The sequence below is a fragment of the Mycobacterium sp. genome, from assembly GCF_044223235.1.
In the GTDB taxonomy this organism is placed as follows: domain Bacteria; phylum Actinomycetota; class Actinomycetes; order Mycobacteriales; family Mycobacteriaceae; genus Mycobacterium.
In genome coordinates this window covers 23,807-44,644 of sequence record NZ_JBGAME010000017.1, presented here as the reverse complement: position 1 = coordinate 44,644, position 20,838 = coordinate 23,807, and the positions used below count along the sequence as shown (strand labels likewise).

General features: G+C 69.0%; 16 protein-coding genes and 2 pseudogenes. 11 read left to right on the top strand and 7 right to left on the bottom strand.

What is annotated here, in order from left to right; genetic code table 11:
- Positions 1-6 precede the first annotated feature (6 nt).
- Positions 7-1,563 carry a phytoene desaturase family protein gene (locus ADBZ6K_RS18630; protein ID WP_526349359.1) on the bottom strand — a complete coding sequence of 519 codons (1,557 nt, stop codon included), beginning with the start codon at positions 1,561-1,563 and terminating at the stop codon, positions 7-9.
- 9 nt (positions 1,564-1,572) lie between these two features.
- Positions 1,573-1,821, bottom strand: a complete 249-nt coding sequence (locus ADBZ6K_RS18625) for a DUF2630 family protein (protein WP_526349357.1) — start codon at positions 1,819-1,821, stop codon at positions 1,573-1,575.
- Positions 1,822-1,852: 31 nt separating this feature from the next.
- Between ADBZ6K_RS18625 and ADBZ6K_RS18620 the strand changes: the two genes are divergently transcribed.
- On the top strand, positions 1,853-2,227 hold the full coding sequence (locus tag ADBZ6K_RS18620; protein ID WP_526349355.1) for an FKBP-type peptidyl-prolyl cis-trans isomerase: 375 nt from the start codon (positions 1,853-1,855) through the stop codon (positions 2,225-2,227).
- 57 nt (positions 2,228-2,284) lie between these two features.
- Here ADBZ6K_RS18620 and ADBZ6K_RS18615 read toward each other — a convergent pair.
- The 3 genes and pseudogenes from ADBZ6K_RS18615 to prrA form a co-directional block, all read right to left on the bottom strand.
- Positions 2,285-3,143, bottom strand: a pseudogene (locus ADBZ6K_RS18615) (type IV toxin-antitoxin system AbiEi family antitoxin); the annotation flags it as partial.
- A gap of 148 nt (positions 3,144-3,291) precedes the next feature.
- Positions 3,292-4,635 (bottom strand): HAMP domain-containing sensor histidine kinase, encoded by a 1,344-nt coding sequence (locus ADBZ6K_RS18610; protein ID WP_526349353.1) that lies wholly within the window; start codon positions 4,633-4,635, stop codon positions 3,292-3,294.
- A gap of 8 nt (positions 4,636-4,643) precedes the next feature.
- A complete protein-coding gene (gene prrA, locus ADBZ6K_RS18605; RefSeq protein WP_526349488.1) occupies positions 4,644-5,354 on the bottom strand; it encodes a two-component system response regulator PrrA in 711 nt (236 codons plus the stop codon).
- A gap of 73 nt (positions 5,355-5,427) precedes the next feature.
- Here prrA and ADBZ6K_RS18600 point away from each other — a divergent pair.
- A pseudogene (locus tag ADBZ6K_RS18600) lies at positions 5,428-7,315 on the top strand (ABC transporter ATP-binding protein).
- A gap of 72 nt (positions 7,316-7,387) precedes the next feature.
- Here the strand turns inward: ADBZ6K_RS18600 and ADBZ6K_RS18595 are convergent.
- The gene (locus ADBZ6K_RS18595) at positions 7,388-8,173 is read right to left on the bottom strand and encodes an IclR family transcriptional regulator (RefSeq protein ID WP_526349351.1); all 786 of its coding nucleotides are present in this window, start codon (positions 8,171-8,173) and stop codon (positions 7,388-7,390) included.
- Between the two features lie 153 nt (positions 8,174-8,326).
- Here ADBZ6K_RS18595 and ADBZ6K_RS18590 point away from each other — a divergent pair, with 153 nt between their 5' ends.
- The 7 genes from ADBZ6K_RS18590 to ADBZ6K_RS18560 all read left to right on the top strand — a co-directional run bounded on the left by ADBZ6K_RS18590 (position 8,327) and on the right by ADBZ6K_RS18560 (position 16,522).
- Positions 8,327-9,679, top strand: a complete 1,353-nt coding sequence (locus ADBZ6K_RS18590; protein WP_526349349.1) for an MFS transporter — start codon at positions 8,327-8,329, stop codon at positions 9,677-9,679.
- Entirely contained in the window at positions 9,676-10,446 is a 771-nt protein-coding gene (locus ADBZ6K_RS18585) for a fumarylacetoacetate hydrolase family protein (RefSeq protein ID WP_526349347.1), read from the top strand. The genes ADBZ6K_RS18590 and ADBZ6K_RS18585 overlap by 4 nt, the downstream gene beginning before the upstream one ends.
- The gene (locus ADBZ6K_RS18580; protein WP_526349345.1) at positions 10,446-11,411 is read left to right on the top strand and encodes a sugar kinase; all 966 of its coding nucleotides are present in this window, start codon (positions 10,446-10,448) and stop codon (positions 11,409-11,411) included. Before ADBZ6K_RS18585 ends, ADBZ6K_RS18580 begins: the two co-directional genes overlap by 1 nt.
- 20 nt (positions 11,412-11,431) lie before the next feature.
- A complete protein-coding gene (locus tag ADBZ6K_RS18575; protein WP_526349343.1) occupies positions 11,432-12,061 on the top strand; it encodes an orotidine 5'-phosphate decarboxylase / HUMPS family protein in 630 nt (209 codons plus the stop codon).
- Positions 12,058-12,636: a 6-phospho-3-hexuloisomerase gene (gene hxlB / locus ADBZ6K_RS18570; RefSeq protein WP_526349341.1), complete on the top strand. Its 579-nt coding sequence runs from the start codon at positions 12,058-12,060 to the stop codon at positions 12,634-12,636. Before ADBZ6K_RS18575 ends, hxlB begins: the two co-directional genes overlap by 4 nt.
- 107 nt (positions 12,637-12,743) lie before the next feature.
- A complete protein-coding gene (locus ADBZ6K_RS18565; RefSeq protein WP_526349339.1) occupies positions 12,744-14,696 on the top strand; it encodes an ABC transporter ATP-binding protein in 1,953 nt (650 codons plus the stop codon).
- Positions 14,693-16,522: an ABC transporter ATP-binding protein gene (locus ADBZ6K_RS18560; RefSeq protein ID WP_526349337.1), complete on the top strand. Its 1,830-nt coding sequence runs from the start codon at positions 14,693-14,695 to the stop codon at positions 16,520-16,522. Before ADBZ6K_RS18565 ends, ADBZ6K_RS18560 begins: the two co-directional genes overlap by 4 nt.
- Positions 16,523-16,532: 10 nt before the next feature.
- On the opposite strand, the gene ADBZ6K_RS18555 is transcribed toward ADBZ6K_RS18560, so the two are convergent.
- Complete coding sequence (locus tag ADBZ6K_RS18555) at positions 16,533-17,369, bottom strand: helix-turn-helix transcriptional regulator (RefSeq protein WP_526349486.1); 837 nt, start codon at positions 17,367-17,369, stop codon at positions 16,533-16,535.
- A gap of 92 nt (positions 17,370-17,461) precedes the next feature.
- Between ADBZ6K_RS18555 and ADBZ6K_RS18550 the strand changes: the two genes are divergently transcribed.
- The gene (locus ADBZ6K_RS18550; RefSeq protein ID WP_526349335.1) at positions 17,462-19,153 is read left to right on the top strand and encodes an AMP-binding protein; all 1,692 of its coding nucleotides are present in this window, start codon (positions 17,462-17,464) and stop codon (positions 19,151-19,153) included.
- Positions 19,154-20,773, top strand: a complete 1,620-nt coding sequence (locus ADBZ6K_RS18545) for an AMP-binding protein (protein ID WP_526349333.1) — start codon at positions 19,154-19,156, stop codon at positions 20,771-20,773. It begins immediately after the preceding gene.
- The last annotated feature ends 65 nt before the right edge of the window (positions 20,774-20,838 follow it).

The following is a 20,838-nucleotide window of genomic DNA, read 5'->3' as shown; positions in this document are numbered from 1 at the left end:
GTGCGCTCACATCTCCAGCGCGGCCATCGCCGCGTTGTGGCCGCCGATTCCCGAGACCGCACCGCCCCGATGAGAACCCGACCCGCACAACAGGATTCGATCGTGTTCGGTGGCCACGCCCCAGCGTCTGGCAGGGGTGTCGAGCGGTTCACCGTCCTCCGCGAAGGGCCATGACAGCGCTCCGTGGAAGATGTTGCCCGCGGTCATGCCCAGCGTGTGTTCCAGGTCCGCCGTGGTCTTCACCTCGATGCACAGCCGACCCTCTGCGTCCTCCATGAGCACGTCCTGAATCGGTTCGGCGAGAACGGAATTCAACGAATTGAGCGCCGCCGACCCCAGCCGGTCGCGCATCCGTTCCGGGTCCGCCGCGGCGAGCCGGTGCGGCGTGTGCAGGCCGAATACGGTCAGCGTCTGGGCGCCTGCCGCGCGCAGGTCCTCGGACAGGATGCTTGGGTCGGTCAGCGAATGGCAGTAGATCTCGCACGGCAGCGGGTCGGGCACCGTGCCGCTGGACGCCCTTTCGTAGGCGGCGTCGAGCTGGCTGAAGGTCTCGTTGATGTGGAACGTGCCGCCGAATGCCTGTTCGGGCAGCACCGTGTCGTCCCGTAGGCGCGGCAACCGCCGCAACATGAGATTGACCTTCACCTGGGCGCCGGGCGCCGACGGCGGTTTCGGCTCGCCGAGCAACTGGGCCAGCACCGTCGGCGTCACGCCGGCCAGCACGAGATCGCCGACCACGGTGTGCTCCCGGCCGCCGAGCCGATAGCGGACCGCGCCGTCGGGCTCGATCGAGGTCACCTCGGCGTTGGTGGCCAGGTGCGCGCCGTGGCCCTCCGCTGCGGCCGCCAGCGCACCGCTGACCGCCCCCATCCCGCCGACGGGTACGTCCCAATCGCCGGTGCCGCCGCCGATCAGGTGGTAGAGGAAACAGATGTTCTGGCTCAGCGATTCGTCGTCGGCGCGGGCGAACGTGCCGATCAGCGCGTCGGTGACCATCACCCCACGCACGAGGTCGTTCTCGACCGCATCGACGATCGCCTCGCCGATCGGATGGCAGATGATCGCGTCCCATGCTGCTGCCGCGTCTGGATCGCCGTCGCCCAGCACCAGCTTGCGCGCCTCATCCCGGGTGGGCAGGGGTCCGGTCAGCGTGGGCCACAGCCGCTGGGTGAGGATCCGGCAGCGGCGATAGAACTCGTCGAACTGCTCCACGTCACCGTCGGCGCCGATCGCGGCGAACGTCCGCTGCGGCCCGATCAGCAGGCCGGTGGCGCCCGCGTCGGCGGGGTTGGGCGTGTACGACGAGTAGCGGCGGCGGGCCAGCCGAATCCGCACGCCCAGATCCTCGACGATCCGGCGGGGCAGCAGGCTGACCAGGTAGGAGTAGCGGGACAGCCGGGCGTCGACACCGTCGAAGGCGTGTGCCGAGACGGCCGCGCCGCCGACATGGTCGAGGCGTTCCAAGACCAGCACCTGGCGCCCGGCGCGGGCGAGGTAACCGGCCGCCACCAGGGCGTTGTGGCCGCCACCGGCGATGACGACGTCATATCGTGGCTCGATCATCACGTCACCTCACCCGAGATAGCCTTCGACCTGTTCGGCCGGTCGCACTCTGGCTTCCGCGGGGTCCTTGCCGGTCTCCCGCAGTGCGCGGCGCTGCCGCAGCAGATCCCAGCAGCGGTCCAGTTGGACCTCCAGCGAACGCAGCCGCTGATGTTCTTCGGACTCGTCGATGTCGTGATGCTGAAGTTTGGCTCGCAACTCCTGCTCCTCGGCGACGAGCTGGTGCACTTCGGCGAGGATGTCTCCGTCTTTGGCCACGGGTCCAGTGTGCCCGACTACCGTGGGTGCGGTGACTGAGAATGCGGGGACAAAACCCGAGATCGAGTTTCCCGACGGCCCGGCGCCGGGCGAGCTGGTCGTCAAGGACGTCGTGGTCGGCGACGGAGCCGAAGCGGTGCCCGGTGCGACGGTCGAGGTGCACTACGTCGGCGTCGAATACGACACCGGCGAGGAGTTCGACAGCTCGTGGAACCGCGGTCAATCCATCGAGTTCCCGCTGCGGGGTCTGATCCAGGGCTGGCAGGACGGTATTCCGGGTATGCGGGTCGGCGGCCGACGCCAGCTCACGATCCCGCCCGCGCAGGCGTACGGACCCGCCGGCGGTGGGCATCGCCTGTCGGGTAAGACGCTGATCTTCGTCATCGACCTACTCGGCACTCGGTGATGCTTCGCGAGACATAAACGTCTGCGACGCCGCGCGGCGTGTCGTCGCAGACGTTTCAGTGTCGCGGTAGCCACGGCCGGCGAGAGCCTGTCGAACCCGCTCGACGATGTCGTGTTCCCGGTCCTCCTGATGCCCCGGAGATGACCCGGACCACTATCCAGCCCATGGCGGCGAGCCGGCTCAGCACCCGCATGTCCTTGACGTACTGTCGGCGGTCGGTGCGATGCTGGTCGCCGTCGTACTCCACGGCGACCATGTACTCCTTCCAACCCATGTCGAGCATTCGCACCACGCGACCTGAGGTCGTCACCGCGGGCAGCTGGGTCGTCGGCCTTGGCAATCCGCCGTCGATGAGCAATAGTCGCAGCCAGGTCTCCCTCGGGGAGGCGGCGCCGCCGTCAACGAGCGGCAACACCGCACGCAACGCCTTGAGCCCACGCGCGCCGCGGTAGCGTCGCGCCAGCAGCTGCACGTCGTCGGCGCGAAATGGCGTGGCGTGCATCAAGGCATCCAGCCTGGCCACCGCCTCGGCGCGGTCCAAATGCCTGCCGAGGTCGAAGGCCGTTCTCGCCGGAGTGGTCACCGGTAGCTTCCAGGCCCAGCCAGCTTCGTCGCGAGCGAAGCGCTCGTTTCTGGTGACGATGCCCGCCGGCGGATGCTGATTGCGCCAGAGGAGCTCCACGGCTGTGTCCTCGGCGATCCACTGGGCACCGTGCGCCGCAGCGGCAGCCAGGCCCGCGAGCGTCGCCCGTTTCTCCGACCACAACCACGCCCCCAACGCCCGTGTCTTCAGCGACGGCTCGCACGGGTGGGACACGTAGACGTCGGGATAGATGGGCCGGCACGACGTCCTCAGCTGATAGGCGGTGAGCCGGCCCGCGCGCACGGCCGCGCTGCCGATGAACGGGGTCTCCATGCGTGCACGCTGGCATCAGCCACCGACACTGCGGCGAGACATAAACGTCTGCGACGCCGCGCGGCGTGTCGTCGCAGACGTTTCAGTGTCGCCGACCGAGCGGGGAGCGGGGCACGGGGCGGGGAGCGAGTGCGAGCGTGAGGGAGATTCAGTGCGGGCCGGGGAGCCGCAGCAGCAGGCGCGCCCCACCCAACGGGCTCGCCTCGAGCGACGCGGTGCCGCCGTGGAGATCGGCCTGCTGCGCAACCAGCGCCAGGCCCAGCCCCGAACCCGAGCGCGACGCCGTCGAGCCTCGGGTGAAGCGGTCGAACACCACCCTGCGCTCCTCCTCGGGCACGCCGACGCCGTCGTCGTCGACCGCGATCTCCACCCCCGCGCGCGAACTGACCGCCGACAGCTGCACCCGCCGCGCGCCGCCGTGCTTGACGGCGTTGGCGATCGCGTTGTCCACGGCCAGCCGCAGCCCGGCGGGCAACCCGACGATGATCACCGTCGGAGCAGGCACCAGCGAGACGTCCAGGTCGGGATACACCCGCATGGCGTCGTGGGCGGCCCGGTCGAGCAACTCCGTGATGTCCACCGGCATATGGTCATCGGACGTCGACAGTTCTCCCTGCGCCAGCCGTTCGAGCGCCCCCAGCGTGGCTTCGATGCGCGACTGCGTGCGGATGACGTCGTTGACGACCTCCTTGCGCTGTTCGTCGGGCAGATCCAGGGTGGACAGCACCTCGAGGTTGGTGCGCATGGCGGTCAGCGGTGTGCGCAGTTCATGCGCGGAAACCGAGGCGAAGTCGCGCGCCGACGCCAGCGCGGCCTTGGTGCGGTCCTGCTCCTTCCAGATGCGCTGCAGCATGCCGTTGACGGCCTCGGCGATCTCGACGGCCTCGGTCGCGCCGCGCACTTCGACGTCGGGCACCTCGTCGCCCGCGTCGATCTGGCGGGTCTGTTGGGCGAGCCGCTTCAGCGGGCGCACGGCGAACGCGGCCAGCAACCAGCCGAGCACGGTCGCCGCGCCGATTGCGAACACGCAGATCACCAGCACCCGGCGGTGCAGATTGTTGGTGTCGGCGATGGTGGCGTCGTAGGTGGCCCCGACGGCGACCTGCATCGGACCCAGCGGGTTCTCGATGTCCACCGTGCGCACCCGGTACCGCACCCCGTCGACGTAGGTGTCGGCGTATCCGGGCGGCAGCTCCGGCAGCACCACCTCCGAGTTCGAGGTGGCGTCTCCACCGCGACGCACCGTGATGACCGCGTCCTGGTCATTCGGTGACTTGGGGATCTCGTCGAGCCCGCGGGGCAGGAACGGGATCGCGAAGCCGGCCGCCTCGTCGAGCCGGCGGTCGAGGCGTTCCTTGCGGTCGTTGGTGATGCCGATCCACACGATGGTGCCGACGATGACGACGACGATCGCGGCGCCGATCGCGGTGGCCAGCGCGACGCGGGTGCGTAGCGACGGGGTGCGGCGGAAGATGCGTGACAGCGCTGCCATCGCCGGACCTACTGGGTCCGCAGGACGAATCCCACGCCTCGTACGGTGTGCAGCAGGCGCGGGGCGCCGCCGGCCTCCAGCTTGCGGCGCAGGTATCCGATGAACACGTCGACCACGTTGGTGTCCGCGGCGAAGTCGTAGCCCCACACCAGCTCGAGCAGCTGCGCCCGCGACAGCACCGCCGTCTTATGTTCGGCCAGCACCGCCAGCAGGTCGAATTCGCGTTTGGTCAGGTCGACGTCGGCGCCGTTGACGCGGGCGCGGCGGCCGGGGATGTCGACCTCCAGCGGCCCGACCTGAATGGTCTCCGACGAGAACGTCGCCGACGATCCGCGCCTGCGCAGCAGGGCCTTCACCCGCGCCACCAACTCGGCCAGCACGAACGGCTTCACCAGGTAGTCGTCGGCGCCGGCCTCCAGGCCCGCCACCCGGTCGTCCACCGAGCTGCGCGCGGACAGCACGCACACCGGGACGTCGTTGTCCATCGCGCGCAGCGCGGTCACCACGCTCACGCCGTCGAGCACCGGCATATTGATGTCGAGCACGATCGCGTCCGGCCGCGTCTCGGTGGCGCTGCGCAGGGCCTCGGCGCCGTCGACGGCCGTGGACACGTTGAACCCGGACAGCCGCAGTCCGCGTTCCAGCGACGCGAGCACGTCGGGGTCGTCGTCCACCACGAGCACCCGCGGCGAGGCAACACCACTGTCCATGCACGCAATCTTGCCTGATATCCGCCCCCAACTGCGGGAAGCTGTTGACCGCAACAATTGTTGAGGTTTTACCGTGAAGCCTATGAGCATCGAATCGGTGGCCAGTTACACGCTGTACCGGCAGATGCATGCCCACGGCGGTGAGCTGCGATCGCTGGCCGACCGGGCGTTGCTGCGGCGCATCTGGCGCTTTTCCTCACGGCATCACCGCAGGCTGGTGGCGTTTGTCGGGGTCAGCGTGGTCAGTGCGGTGCTTGCCGTGGCGACGCCGGTGCTGGCCGGCCGGGTGGTCGACGAGATCGTCGGCGGCGGTGCGCCCGGCGTGGTGGTGCTGATCGCGGCGGTCATCGCCGCGGTGGCGATCGGCGAGGCGGCCGTGTCGCTCGTGACCCGCTGGCTGTCGTCGACGATCGGCGAGGGGCTGATCCTGGATCTGCGCACGGCGGTGTTCGACCATGTGCAGCGCATGCCGGTGGCGTTCTTCACCCGCACCCGCACCGGCGCGCTGGTGAGCCGGCTGGGCAACGATGTGATCGGTGCCCAGCGCGCGTTCTCCGACACGCTGTCCGGTGTCGTGTCCAACCTGGTGACGCTGACACTGACGCTGGCGGTGATGATCGGGATTTCCTGGCAGATCACCCTGCTGTCACTGCTGCTGGTGCCACTGTTCGTGGTGCCCGCGCGCCGGATCGGCGCCACGATGGCGCGGCTGTCCCGGGAGGCCGCCAAACACAACGCGACGATGAACAGCCAGATGACCGAGCGCTTCTCGGCGCCCGGAGCGACGCTGGTCAAACTGTTCGGCAGCCCGGCGAGGGAGTCGCATGAGTTCGAGGTCCGGGCGGGCCGGGTCCGCGACATCGGGGTTCGCTCGGCGATGCTGCAGTCGACGTTCATGAACTCGCTGACGCTGATGTCGGCGCTGGCGCTGGCCCTCGTGTACGGGCTGGGTGGCGTGCTGGCAATCGGGGGGCACCTGCAGGCCGGGGCGATCGTGTCGTTGGCGCTGTTGCTGACCCGGCTGTACGCCCCGTTGACGGCGCTGGCCAACGCGCGGGTGGAGGTCGCCAGCGCGCTGGTCAGCTTCGAACGGGTCTTCGAGGTGCTCGACCTGGTGCCGCTGATCCGGGAGAGCTCCGACGCGGTCGCTGTTCCCGACGGCGCCGTGTCAGTGGCCTTCGATAACGTCCGGTTCACGTATCCGTCCGCGGAGAAGGTGTCGCTGGCGTCGCTGGAGGAGGTGGCCGTGCTGTCCGACCGTGACGACGGAACCGAGGTCCTGCACGGCGTGACGTTCGACGTGGCGCCGGGTCAGATGGTGGCGCTGGTCGGGTCGTCGGGTGCCGGAAAGTCGACGATCGCGTCGCTGCTGGCGCGGCTCTACGACGTCGACTCGGGTGCGGTGCGCCTCAACGGAGTCGACGCGCGTGACGCCACGTTCGACTCGCTGAAGGAGACCGTGGGCATGGTCACCCAGGACGGTCACCTGTTCCACGAGTCCATCGGCGCCAACCTGCGGCTGGCCGCGCCGGCGGCGACCGACGACGAACTGTGGGATGCGCTGCGCCGCGCACGCCTTGCCGACGTCGTCGCCGCCATGCCCGACGGCCTGGACACTGTCGTCGGCGAGCGCGGTTACCGGCTCTCCGGCGGGCAGCGCCAGCGGCTGACCATCGCACGGCTGTTGCTGGGCAGATCGCGGGTGGTGGTGCTCGACGAGGCCACGGCCTCGCTGGATTCGGCGTCGGAGGCCGCGGTCCAGCAGGCGCTGAACGAGGCGCTGGCCGGGCGCACGTCGATCGTCATCGCCCATCGGCTCTCCACGGTCCGGGCCGCCGACGTCATCCTCGTCGTCGAGGACGGCCGCATCGTCGAACGCGGCCGTCACGAGCAGTTGCTGTCGCAGCGGCTGGTACGCCGAGCTGTACCGGACCCAGTTCGGGGAGCAGGCGGACGGCGCCGCCGCCTGACACGGGGCGGGCTGGGTGGGTGGGAGATGTCAGCGGGCTGGGTGGGTGGGAGATGTCAGCGTGGGGTGAAGGTCACCGCGTCGGAAGCGTGAGCGCGAGTTCCTTGGCGGCCAGCGCCAGTGTCGGCACGAGCGCCACCAGATTCGCCCGGGTTTTGCGGAACGACGGCGCCGCGACGGAGATGGCGGCAGTAGCCGTGCCGTCGGCGGCCAGCACCGGAACGCCGACTGCGCGAATGCCCGCCTCGTGTTCCTCGTCGGCGATGGCGTAACCGTCGGCGCGCACGCGGGTGATCTCCTCGGCGAAGGCTTGGCGGTCGGTGATCGTGTGCGGTCCCCGAGGCGTCAATTCCAGTGTCGCGACGAGGTCGTCACGCACGTCGGGGGGTGCGAAGGCAATCAGCACCTTGCCCATCGCGGTGCAGTGCAGCGGTCCCCGGCTGCCCGGCTCGCCGATGACGTTGATCTGACTTGGGCCGTGGATGTGATGCAGGTAGAGCTGGTGGCCGCGGTCCAGAACGGACATCAGCGCGGATTCCTGCGTCTCATTGGCCACCCGGCGCAGGACGGGTAATGCCGTCCCGTCGTACCCGCGCGCGGAGGATGCCCGCTGCGCCAGGGAGAACACCGTCAGACCGATGCGGTGACGTTTGGTCTGCTCGTCGGAATCGACGTAGCCCTCGCGCGCGAGGGTGGCCACCAGGCGGTGGACGGTTGAGAGCGGGTAGCCCGTCTGCCTGGCTATCTCGCTGAGGGTCAGGCCGGAGGCCCCACCGTCGCCGATGGTCTGCAACACCCGCAGCGCCTTGCCGACCATGTCGGTCCGGGCGGCTGTTTGGCCCGTCTCTGGGGGAGGCATCTCGCCACCATAGGCGATTTCTTCTACATAGTGGAAGGTATATCCGCTATTCGGCAGAAACTCTTGACCGCACTCACACCCATCTGCCATTGTGTTCTACATCATGCAAGGAGCTTCCACAATATGGAAGCAAAGAGATGAGAGGACTCCGCGGTGGCCCATTCACCCGATTCACCCGACGCCTCCGCCCCCGGCGGTCCCATCGGCGTCATCGGCAGGAAGCGCTGGGTGCGTCTGCTGCCCATCGTGTTCATCACGTACTCGCTGGCCTACCTCGACCGATCCAACTTCTCCGTCGGCGTCGCAGGCGGCATGAAGGAAGATCTGGCCATCTCCAGCGGCGTCGCCGCACTGATCGGGGCGGCATTCTTCCTCGGCTATTTCCTGTTTCAGATTCCCGGCGCGATCTACGCCGAACGGCGCAGTGTCAAGAACCTGATCTTCTGGTCGCTGATCCTGTGGGGGGCGCTGGCCACCGTGCAGGGGCTGCTGCACAGCTCTGCGCTGCTGATCGCCGTGCGATTCCTCATCGGCGTCGTGGAGGCGGCCGTCCTGCCCGCGATGGTGATCTTCCTGTCGCACTGGTTCACCAAGGCCGAGCGCGGACGGGCGAACACCTACCTGATCCTCGGCAACCCGGTGACCGTGTTGTGGCTGACCGCCGTGTCCGGCTACCTCATCGAGGCGACGTCCTGGCGGGGGATGTTCATCATCGAGGGGCTGCCCGCGATCCTCTGGGCATTCGTGTTCCGCAAACTCGTGCAGGACCGGCCCGCCGAGGCCGGCTGGCTCGGCGACACGGAGAAGACGACGCTGCTGCACGCCCTGGAGCACGAGCAGCGCGGATTCGAGAAGAAGTCCGGCAGCTACCTGCAGGCCCTGCGTTCGCGCAACGTGGTGGTGCTGTCGGTCCAGTACTTCCTGTGGAGCCTGGGCATCTACGGCTTCGTGTTCTGGCTGCCGTCGATCGTCAAGGACGCCACCGGCCAGGGCATCGGCGCCACCGGGCTGATCGCGGCGATCCCCTACGCGTTCGCGGTCGTGGCGATGATCGTCAACGGCCGGGTTTCCGACAAGTCCGGGCAGCGGTCACGGTGCGTATGGCCGTGGTTGCTGGTCGGAGGGCTCGCGTTCTACGGCTCCTACGTCATGCACGACACCTTCTGGGCCGCGTTCGCGCTGCTCGTCGTGGCAGGTGCGTGCATGTATGCGCCCTACGGACCCTACTTCGCACACATCCCCGAACTGCTGCCCCGTGACCAGGCCGCGCCGTCGATCGCCCTGATCAACTCGCTCGGCGCGGTCGGTGGATTCGCCGGCAGCTACCTGATCGGCTGGCTCAACGGCACCACCGGATCCACCGACGCGTCGTTCCTGCTGATGGCGGCCTGCTTACTCGTCGCCGCCGGACTGATGTTCCTGGTGAAGGCGCCCGGATCCGGCCCCGCCGGCCACTCGGCACCGTCCTGCCCGTCCACCGCACGCGCCCCGAAGACCCTGGCATGAGCGCCCCGTTCATCGCCCGCGTCGCACACGCAGGCGGCGTGCACCACGCCACCGTCGAACCGGAGGGATTCGCCCTCGTGGAAGATCCGTTCGCCGCCCGGTTGCGGCACACGGGGCAGGTGCTGCCCGCCGACACGGTCCGGCTGTTGGCTCCGGTCAGCCCCCAGACCGTCGTCGGGATGGCACACAACACCGGGTCCGCCGACCGCGAGCTGCCGCCGCAGGCGTTCCTCAAGCCGGCGGGCGGGGTCACCGGCCCAGGTGCCGACATCCCGCTGCCCGCAGGCATCGGGCGGGTCGACGCCGAAGCGGAGGTGGCGGTGGTGATCGGACGAACCGCCTCACGACTGAGTGCCGCCAATGCCGCCGGGCACATCTTTGGTGTCACGGTCGGCAACGACGTCACCGCGCGCAATCTGCAGCGCAGCGATCCGCTCTGGTTCGCCGCCAAGGGGTTCGACGGCTGGACCCCGCTGGGCCCGTGGATCGCCACCGGGTCGGACCTCGACGATCTGGAGGTCACGCTCACCGTCGACGGCGTCGTCCTGCCGTCCGCTTCCACGACCGACCTGGCGCGCTCGATCGTGGAGTGCCTCGTCTACGTCACCGGCATCGTCACGCTGCACCCGGGCGACGTGCTCCTCACGGGAGCGCCCGGCGCGACGGCGCCCATCTGCCCGGGTGCGCACGTCACCGCGGCGGTGTCGGGCGTTGGCGAACTGCGCAACGTAGTCACCGCATCTGGAGCTCAGCGGGAGGTGGCGTGATGACCGCACTGGACGCCGTCACGTTCGGCGAGGTGATGGGGATGTTCGTCGCCACCTCGCCCGGCCCGCTGCATCGGATTCGCGGATACCAACTGGCCCAGGCCGGCGCGGAAGCAAACGTCGCCACCGGCCTGGCTCGGCTGGGCCACCGGGTCGGCTGGATCGGCCGGGTCGGGGCCGACCCGATCGGGCGCTTCGCCGTCGACGAACTCGCCGCGGAGGGCGTCGACGTGTCAGAGGTCAGCGTCGACGACGGCGCGCCGACAGGATTCCAGCTCAAGAGCATGGCGCTGGGCGGCGACCCAGAGGTCGTCTACTTCCGCAAGAACTCGGCGGGCAGCAGACTGGCGCCGTCGCAGGCGGCGGACGCCTACCTCGCCCGCGCCCGCCACCTCCATCTCACCGGCATCCCGCTGGCGCTGTCCCCGACCGCGCGCACCTTCGCGTTCCGCGCGGTGGAGGTCGCGCGGGCGGCGGGGGCCACCGTCTCCTTCGACCCCAACCTGCGCCCGGCGCTGTGGCGATCGCAGGCGGAGATGATCACGGTGATCGGCGAGATGGCCCGGCTGTGTGACTGGGTCATGCCGGGGCTCGCCGAAGGCGCGCTGCTGACCGGCGCGGCCAGCGAGGCCGGCGTCGCCGAGGCCTACCTGAGCCAAGGTGTGCACCGCGTCGTCGTCAAGGACGGCTGCCGGGGTGCAGCGCTGTACACCGTGGACGGCGTGTGGCGGCGGCCGGTGTTCCCGGTCACCGTCGTGGACACCGTCGGCGCGGGCGACGGCTTCGCCGCCGGACTGATCAGCGCCCACCTCGACGGGCTGGGCGCCGAAGCCGCCCTGGACCGGGCCAGCGCCGTGGGTGCACTGGCCACCACTTCGCCCGGCGATAAGGACGGGCTGCCGAACCGCACCACACTCAACGCCTTCATCGCGGCGACCGCGCCGATGCGCGGCGCCCCGGTGTGAAGCCGAAAGGACCGATTCAGATGGAATTGCAGATCGCGCTCGACCGGATGCCGGTATCGGCGGCGCTGGCCGTCGTCGAAGCCGTGGCACCACGGGTGGACTGGATAGAGGTGGGCACCTCGATGATTAAACGCGACGGGGCCGCGTTCATCCGCGCCGTCGTCGACGCCGCCGGCGGCACACCGGTGCTCGCCGACCTGAAGATCGCCGACGACGCCCGCTGGGAGCTGACGATGGCCTATGACGCGGGGGCGCACTCGGCGACCGTCCTGGGTTTGGCGCCGGACGCGACCATCGACACCGCCGTCGCGGTCTCCCGGCAATGGGGCCGCGAACTTGTCGTCGACCTCATGGGTCTCGACGCCGCGGCGCGGGCCGCGCTGGCCGCCCGGGTGCCCGACGAGGTGGTGCTTGCCGCGCACGTCAGCAAAGACGCCCAGGGCGCTGGATCCGATCCGCTCGATCAGTTGGGTCCATGGGCCGACGGCCGCCGGGTCGCGGTGGCCGGGGGTCTCGGCGCCGCCGACTTGGCCGCACTCGCCGGCCGGGACGTTCGGGTGATCGTGGGCTCGGCCGTCACGGCCAGCCGCGATCCACTCGCCGCCGTCGACGAGCTGCTCGCCGCCGCACGCGTGGAGGAACTGCGATGACCGCCGTCGAGCAGGCATCGGGCACTGCGACCCTCGTACCCACGATCCTGGGTGAGATCCAGGGAGTCCTGGCGGCGTTCGACTACAGCTCGCTCGACCGGTTCGCCGACCGGCTCAATGGCGCGGCGCATGTCGTGGTCACCGGTGAGGGCCGCTCCGGCTTCATGGCAAGGGCGTTGGCGATGCGGCTCATGCACATCGGCCTCAATGTGCACGTCGTCGGCGAGACCACGACACCGGCGCTCCGCGGCGGCGACCTGCTGGTCGCGGTGTCCGGCTCGGGCACCACCGCCGGCACGGTACGCGTCGCCGAGCAGGCACGCAGCGTCGGCGCGGGCGTCGTCGCGGTCACCACCGATCCAGCGTCGGCGCTCATCCAACACGCCGATACGGCCGTCGTGGTGCCCGCCGCCACCAAGTATCGCCGCGCGGGCGAGGCGGCCACGATCCAGCCGCTTTCGAGCCTGTTCGATCAGGTGTGTCACGTCGTGTTCGACGCCGCCTGCCTGCGGTTGGCGTTGCTGCGCGAGGTCGACAACGCCGCCGCCCGTGCGGCGCACGCGAACACGGAGTGATCCCGCCCGGCGAATAGATTCGCCCCGCGCGGCGCTATATCCACTGATAGCGCCGACGCCCGTGTCGGCACGGTTAACCGTTTGCGCTCAGTGGGAAGATCAACTAAGTGGACAAGGCCGAGGATCGCGCACTGCGCTCTGCACCTGCCATCGCGCCGCCGCCGCGCCGCCGGCGGGCCGGCTCCGATCTGTGGCGGCTGCTCCCGTATCTCATGCCCTATCGGGCGCGGTGGATCGCGATGGTGGCCGTCGCGATCCTCAGCCTGGGCGCCACCGTCGCGATTCCACTGATGACGAAAGCGGTCATCGACGGCCCGGTGCGGCACCAGGACCCGCGCGGGCTGTGGACACTCGGCGCGGCCGCGACGGCGGTCGGCATGTCAGAGGCGACGCTCTGGTTCATCCGCCGCTGGCTGGTCGCCCGCGCGACGATGGGCGTCGAGGCCGACATCCGCAAGGACCTCTACGCCAGGCTGCAAATCCTGCCCATGTCGTTTCACGGTCGCTGGCAATCCGGGCAGCTGTTGTCGCGGGTGATGAACGACCTGAGCACGATCAGGCGGTTCATGTCCTTCGGGCTGGTGTTCCTGATCCTCAACGCTCTGCAGATCACCGTCGTCACGGCCATCCTGCTCGCGATGTACTGGCCGCTCGGCGTCGTGGTGCTGGTGTCGATCGTCCCGATCACCATGACGGTGCTGCACTTCCAGCACGAGTACACCCGGTTGTCCCGCTTGGCGCAGGACCAGTCCGGCCACGTCGCCACCCACGTCGAGGAATCCGCGCTGGGTATCCGGGTGGTCAAGTCGTTCGGCCGCGAGGACTACGTCTACGACCGATTCGACCGACAGCTCACCGACCTGTATCGGACACAGGTCAGCAGGGTCTCCGTGTCGGCGAAGTTCTGGACCGTGCTCGAGGTCATCCCGAACCTGACGCTGATCATCGTGCTGGGCTTCGGCGCCTACGCCGCCGGCCACGGCTACGTCACCATGGGCACGCTGGTCGCGTTCATCACGATGATGTTGTCGCTGGTCTGGCCCGTTGCGTCGCTCGGTTTCCTGCTGTCGATGACCCAAGAGTCGTTCACGGCGGCCGACCGGATCGCCGAGATCTTCGACGCGCCGCGGGAGATCACCGATGGGCCGCTGCGGGTGCCGCCGCGGGGCGGGCGGCTGGAACTCGTCGACGTCGGCTTCCGGTTTGCCGATGGTCCCGACGATCGTTCATGGGCGCTGCGGCACGTGAACCTGACGGTCGAACCGGGAGAGACCGTCGCGCTGGTGGGGTCCACGGGCTCCGGGAAGTCGGTGCTGGCGGCCCTGCTGTCCCGGCTCTACGACGTCACCGAGGGGCAGATCCTCATCGACGGTCGCGACATCCGCGATCTGACCCTGCCCGCGCTGCGCACAGCGGTCGCGACGGCGTTCGAGGATCCGACGCTGTTCTCGATGTCGGTCGCGGAGAACCTGCGGCTGGGCCGCCCGCACGCCACCGATGAGCAGCTGGCGCAGGCGCTCGACATCGCGGCCGCGGACTTCGTCTGCGACCTTCCGTTCGGCCTGGCCACCCGCATCGGCGAGCAGGGGATGAGCCTGTCCGGCGGCCAGCGGCAACGGCTGTCGCTGGCCAGGGCGATCCTGGCCGCGCCAAGGATCCTGGTGCTCGACGACACGCTGTCGGCGCTGGACGTGCACACCGAGGCCGTCGTGGAGGAGGCGCTTCGCAACGTTCTGCGTGAGGTCACCGGCATCGTCGTCGCGCACCGGGCGTCGACGGTCCTGCTGGCGGACAGGGTCGCGTTGCTGGACGTGGTCGACGGGGCGGGCACCATCACCCACATCGGCACCCATGCCGAACTGCTGGCGACGGTGCCGCGCTACCGGTATCTGTTGGCGGCCGATGACGAGCTCGACGACCACGCCGAGCGCAGTTGCGCCTGGGAGGACGACGACGACCTGCAGCGGCTCGAACGGGTCCACGAGGAGCTGGAGGCCGTCGACCGGGCGGGCGCCCGGCGCGCGGGCCGCTTCGCGGGATCGGAGGCCGATCGCACATGACGGCCCAGAACACCGAATGGCGGGGCCGCCTCAGCGACGGCCAGGACGACGACCTGCCCATCGACGAGAACGTGCCCCGCCGCCGCGACGCCCGCGCCCTGCTCGGCTCGCTGCTGTGGCCCTACCGCGTGGCCGTTGGCGTGCTTGCCGTCGTCGTGGTCGTGGAAAACGTTGCGCGCCTTTCGGTTCCGCTTCTGGTTCAACGCGGCATCGACCACGGCATCCCGCCTATCATCGACGGCGGGGCGGCGCGCGAACTCCTGCTCATCGTGGGTGCGCTGTGCGGCGTGGTCGTCGTGCAGGCCAGCAGCCGGATGTTCTTCCTGCGCCGGTCGGGCCGGATCGGCCAGAAGGTGCTGCGGGAGCTGCGCCGGCGGCTGTTCCGCCACTTTCAGCGGCTCGACGTCGCCTTCCACGACCGCTACACCTCCGGTCGGGTGGTGAGCCGCTCCACCAACGACGTCGAGGCGATCCAGGACATGCTGGAGACCGGGTTCGACGGCCTGATCACGGCGGTGTTGACGCTGGTCGGGACGGCGATCCTGCTGATCGCGCTCGACGTGCGGCTGGGGCTGATGTGTCTGGCCGCGTTCCCCTTTCTGATCGCGCTGGTGTGGTGGTTCCGCACCGAATCCGCCCGCACCTACCGTCAGGTGCGCGAGAGCGCCGCCCTGGTCATCGTGCAATTCGTCGAGACCATGACCGGCATCAAGGCCGTCCAGGCCTACCGTCGCGAGCCCCGCAATCAGGAGATCTTCGAAGACGTCGCCGACCAGTACCGCGAGATCAACGAGAAGACCTTCAAGCTGCTGGCCATCTTCATGCCCGGCGTCAAGCTGGTCGGCAACATCACCACCGGCGGGGTGCTGCTCTACGGCGGCTACTTGGTGCTCGACGGCCAGATGACCATCGGCACGCTGACGGCGTTCCTGCTCTACCTGCGGATGTTCTTCGAGCCGATGCAGGAGATCTCGCAGTTCTTCAACACTTTCCAGTCTGCGTCGTCGGCGCTGGAGAAGCTGGCGGGTGTCCTGGCGCAACGGCCGGCCATCGCCGAACCCGAACACCCTGTGACGCTGCGTCGGGTCCGCGGTGACGTCGCGTTTCACGATGTGCAGTTCGCCTATGTGCCGGACCGGGTGGTGCTGCCGGGGCTGACACTGCGGGTGCCCGCGGGCCAGACCGTCGCTCTGGTCGGCACCACCGGCGCGGGCAAGACGACGATCGCCAAGCTCATCGCCCGGTTCTACGACCCCACCTCGGGGTCGGTGACGCTCGACGGCGTCGATCTGCGTGATCTGGCACAACGCGAGCTGCGCAGTCACGTCGTGATGGTGACGCAGGAGAACTTCATGTTCGAGGGCACCGTCGCCGACAACATCCGCTTCGGGAGGCCCGGCGCATCCGACGAACAGATCCGTGCGGCCGCCGAAGCCGTCGGCGCCGACAGGTTCATCGCCGCGCTGCCCGACGGGTACGACACCGACGTCGCCAAGCGCGGCGGCCGGCTCTCGGCCGGGCAGCGCCAGCTGATCGCCTTCGCCCGCGCCTTCCTGGCCGCCCCAGCGGTGCTGATTCTCGACGAGGCGACCTCGTCGCTGGACATCCCCAGCGAACGCATGGTGCAGCGCGCGTTGGAGACCGTGCTGGAAGATCGCACAGCGCTGGTGATCGCACACCGGCTGTCCACCGTCCAGATCGCGGACCGGGTGCTGGTGCTCGAACACGGCCACATCGTCGAGGACGGCGCTCCCGGCGATCTCATCGACCGCGGCGACGGGCACTACGCCGAGCTGCACCGCGCCTGGGTCGAATCGCTGGCCTGACGCGGGGTGTTCACGGGATGAGGCGCGACCGGCGTGCTCTGGACACCGATTCGTGGCGGGTGCGGGCGCCCAGCTTGGCCGCCGCACTGCGCAGGTAGCTCTTGACCGTCTCGGGTTTGAGCGACAGCCGCCGGGCCGCTTCGGCATTGGTGCACCCCAGCGCGACCTGCGACAGCACGTCGAGCTCGCGTTCGGTCAGCGGCGAGCTGACGGTCGGTGAGTCGCCGGACAGCGCGCGGCCGAGCCTGGCCGCCAGGTCGCGCAGCTGCGTGCGGGCCGCGGGCGCTGCGGTCGAATCGGCTGCCAGCCGGCGCAGCTCGGCGTGCACCTCCCGGACCTGTTCGGCCCCGGCCACCGCGTCGCCGAAGTTCGCCAATTGCGCCTCCCGCAGACGCATCCTGCGGTCGACCTCGTCGCGGATCCGCAGCTCGGTTGCCAGTCGGCGCGCCGATGCCACCATCGCGTCGGCGGTGCGATCACCGATCGGTGCCGCCGCTCGGTAGGCGCCGTAGAGCACGGCACGGGCTCTGCCGTCGACGACCACGGGGACCGCGAGGATCGACGTGATGCCCTCGGAGAGCACCGGGCCGTCATAGTCATGCGTGATCGACGACGACCTGCGGTAATCGGCCACCGAGAGCGGACGCCGGGCCACTATGGTGGCGCCGCCGAGGCCGGCATTGGGCCGCACCGCCAGCCCGCGCATGGCCGACGTACGGGTGCCGACGAACTCGGTGAGCAGCAGGGCGTCGTCGCGCACCTCGCCGCCGAACGTCACCGGCAGGCTGGTTTCGACCGCGATGTGACGTAGTTCGGCCCGCACCGCGTCGGCATCCCGCGGCCGCATCAGCGAGGAACGCCCCGGCCTGCGATCGGACACCACGTGCACCCACTTTCGGGGGTAGCGTCGGACTTGCTGTGACGTCGATCATATCGACCATGACGACCAACACCGACATCTATCGCAGTGCCCGCGATCAGTTGACCGCGGTCATCAGCGACTACGAGAAAGCGGTGGACGCGTTCTCGTGGCCCCGGCTGACCGGCGCGTTCAACTGGGCGATCGACTGGTTCGACGTCATCGCCAGGGGTAACGACCGCACCGCGCTGTGGATCGTCGGCGAGGACGGCACCGAACACAAGGTCAGCTTCGCCGAGATGGCGGAGCGCTCCGACCGCGTCGCGACCTGGCTGGCGAGTCTCGGTGTCGGCAAGGGCGACCGGGTCATCCTGATGCTCGGCAATCAGGTTGAGCTGTGGGAGTCGATGCTTGCGATCGCCAAGCTCGGCGCCGTCATCATGCCCACCACCGGCGCGCTGGGGACAGACGACCTGGCCGATCGTATCGGCCGCGGCGGCGCCCAGTTCGTCATCGCCAATTCCGCCGACACCGCCAAGTTCTCCGGCGTCGAGGGCGACTACACCCGCATCGCGATCGGGGATCCCGTCGACGGCTGGCACCGTTACGCCGACGCGGACGAGGTCACGTCGGCGGGCCCGTTCACCACGCGTACCGACGTGGACGACTCGCTGCTGATCTACTTCACGTCGGGCACCACCAGCAAACCCAAACTCGTCGAGCATTCCCAGGTCAGCTACCCGGTGGGGCATCTGTCGACGATGGCGTGGATCGGGCTGCGCCCCGGCGACGTGCATCTGGCGATCAGCTCACCCGGCTGGGCCAAGCACGCGTGGAGTTGCTTCTTCGCGCCGTGGATCGCCGAAGCCACGATCTTCGTCTACAACTATCGCCGGTTCGACGCGCAGGCCCTGCTGGATCAGATCCGCGGTACCGGGGTGAACACCTTCTGTGCGCCGCCGACGGTGTGGCGCATGCTGATCCAGTCCGATCTCGGTGCCAGACCCGAGGGATTGCGGGAGATCTTGGGTGCCGGCGAACCGCTCAATCCCGACGTGATTGCCCGCGTCGAACAGGCGTGGGGGCTGACCATCCGCGACGGATTCGGGCAGACGGAGACGACGCTGCAGGTCGGCAACACACCCGGCCAACCGGTCAAGCCCGGCTCGATGGGCCGCCCGATGCCCGGCGTTCCCGTCGTCCTCGTCGACCCGCTGACCGGCCAGCCGGCCGACGAGGGCGAGATATGCCTGGACCTCGGGGAGGCGCCGGTCAACCTGATGACGGGCTACCTCGGCGATCCCCGGCGCAACGAGATGGTGATGTGGGGCGGCTACTACCACACCGGGGACGTCGCGCGCCGCGACGAGGACGGCTACATCACCTACATCGGACGTACCGACGACGTGTTCAAGTCGTCGGACTACAAGGTGTCGCCGTTCGAGCTGGAAAGCGTGCTCATCGAGCATCCCGCGGTGGTGGAGGCCGCCGTGGTGCCGCAACCCGATGACACCCGGCTGACCGTGCCCAAGGCCTACGTGTCGCTGGCCAGCGGTTGGTCGGCCGACGCCGACACCGCGCGGCAGATCATGCTCCACGCCCGCGACCACCTGCCCCCGTACCTCAAGGTGCGCCGGATCGAGTTCTTCGAGCTGCCCAAGACGATCTCCGGCAAGATCCGCCGGGTCGAGCTGCGACGCCGCGAAGACGCGGCACATCAAGCGGGAGAGGCCATTCCGACGGAGTATCGCTTCGAGGATCTGGTGGACTGAATGAGGGCGTCCTACGACGCGGGACCGACCGACGTCCCGATCCTCGAGGAGACGGTCGGGGCGAACTTCGAACGGATCGTGCGCGCCGATCCGGACGCCGAGGCTCTCGTCGACGTCGGCACCGGCCGGCGTTGGAGCTACGGCGAACTCAACGCCGAGATCGATGTCGTCGCACGGGGTTTGATGGGCCTGGGGATCCAGCGCGGTGATCGTGTCGGGATGTGGGCACCCAACTGCGCCGAGTGGACCATGGTGCAGTTCGCCACGGCCAAGATCGGCGCCATCCTGGTGAACATCAACCCGGCCTACCGGACACACGAATTGGCCTACGTGCTCAACCAGTCCGGCGTGCGGCTGCTCGTCTCGGCCAAGGCGTTCAAGGGCTCCGACTACGTCGGCATGATCGCTGCGGTCCGTCCCGAGGCGACGACCCTCGAACAGGTGGTCTTCCTCGGCGGATCCGACTGGGCCGGACTTCGCGACGGCGCGGTGCCCGACGCCGAATTGCGGCGACGCATGGACACACTGGACAACCGTGACCCCATCAACATCCAGTACACCTCGGGCACAACGGGTTTCCCCAAGGGCGCCACGCTGTCGCACCGCAACATCCTCAACAACGGGTTCTTCGTCACCGAGCTGATCCAATTCGGCGCGGCGGACCGGTTGTGCATCCCGGTGCCGTTCTACCACTGCTTCGGCATGGTGATGGGCAATCTCGGATGTAGCACCCACGGGGCCACCATGGTCATCCCCGCGCCGGGATTCGACCCGGGGTTGACCCTCGCCGCGATCGAAAAGGAGCGCTGCACAGGGGTTTACGGCGTCCCGACGATGTTCATCGCGATGCTCGGCCATCCCGACTTCGCAACCACCGACCTGTCCAGCCTGCGCACGGGCATCATGGCGGGTTCGGTGTGCCCGGTCGAGGTGATGAAGCGGTGCGTGAACGAGATGCACATGTCCGAGGTCGCGATCGCCTACGGCATGACCGAGACGTCCCCGGTGTCGTGCCAGACCCTGTTCGACGACGATCTGGAGCGGCGCACCTCGTCGATCGGCCGGGCCCACCCGCATGTCGAGATCAAGATCATCGACCCCGAGACGGGGGAGGTGGTCGAGCGCGGCCGGACCGGCGAACTGTGCACCCGCGGATACTCGGTGATGCTCGGGTACTGGCGTGACGACGACAAGACCCGCGCCGCCGTCGACCCCCACGGATGGATGCACACCGGGGATCTGGCCGTCATGCGCGAGGACGGTTACTGCAACGTCGTCGGCCGCATGAAGGACATGGTCATCCGCGGCGGGGAGAACATCTACCCGCGCGAGGTCGAAGAGTTTCTCTACACCCACCCCGACGTCGAGGACGCGCAGGTCGTCGGGGTGCCCGACGCGAAGTTCGGGGAGGAACTCTGTGCCTGGGTCCGACTGAAGCCGGGCCGCCCACCGTTGACGGCCGACGCGGTGCGCGCGTTCGCGGCCGACAAGCTGGCGCACTACAAGATCCCGCGCTACGTGTACGTCGTCGAGGAGTTCCCGATGACCGTCACGGGCAAGGTCCGCAAGGTGGACATGCGTGAGCGCAGCGCCGCGCTGCTGAGCCGGGGTGAACTCTGATCGGCTGAATCCGGCTGTGCGGCAAGATATTCGGCAGGTCGCGCGCAGCGCAGTTTCACGTTCCG

Bases quoted from the DNA above. Each gene is read 5' to 3' on its own strand.
- ADBZ6K_RS18630 (WP_526349359.1), bottom strand. From the start codon at position 1,563: ATGATCGAGCCACGATATGACGTCGTCATCGCCGGTGGCGGCCACAAC.
- ADBZ6K_RS18610 (WP_526349353.1), bottom strand. From the start codon at position 4,635: ATGGCAGCGCTGTCACGCATCTTCCGCCGCACCCCGTCGCTACGCACC.
- ADBZ6K_RS18595 (WP_526349351.1), bottom strand. From the start codon at position 8,173: ATGCCTCCCCCAGAGACGGGCCAAACAGCCGCCCGGACCGACATGGTC.
- ADBZ6K_RS18585 (WP_526349347.1), top strand. From the start codon at position 9,676: ATGAGCGCCCCGTTCATCGCCCGCGTCGCACACGCAGGCGGCGTGCAC.
- ADBZ6K_RS18580 (WP_526349345.1), top strand. From the start codon at position 10,446: ATGACCGCACTGGACGCCGTCACGTTCGGCGAGGTGATGGGGATGTTC.
- ADBZ6K_RS18575 (WP_526349343.1), top strand. From the start codon at position 11,432: ATGGAATTGCAGATCGCGCTCGACCGGATGCCGGTATCGGCGGCGCTG.
- hxlB (WP_526349341.1), top strand. From the start codon at position 12,058: ATGACCGCCGTCGAGCAGGCATCGGGCACTGCGACCCTCGTACCCACG.
- ADBZ6K_RS18560 (WP_526349337.1), top strand. From the start codon at position 14,693: ATGACGGCCCAGAACACCGAATGGCGGGGCCGCCTCAGCGACGGCCAG.
- ADBZ6K_RS18555 (WP_526349486.1), bottom strand. From the start codon at position 17,369: ATGCGGCCGCGGGATGCCGACGCGGTGCGGGCCGAACTACGTCACATC.
- ADBZ6K_RS18550 (WP_526349335.1), top strand. From the start codon at position 17,462: ATGACGACCAACACCGACATCTATCGCAGTGCCCGCGATCAGTTGACC.
- ADBZ6K_RS18545 (WP_526349333.1), top strand. From the start codon at position 19,154: ATGAGGGCGTCCTACGACGCGGGACCGACCGACGTCCCGATCCTCGAG.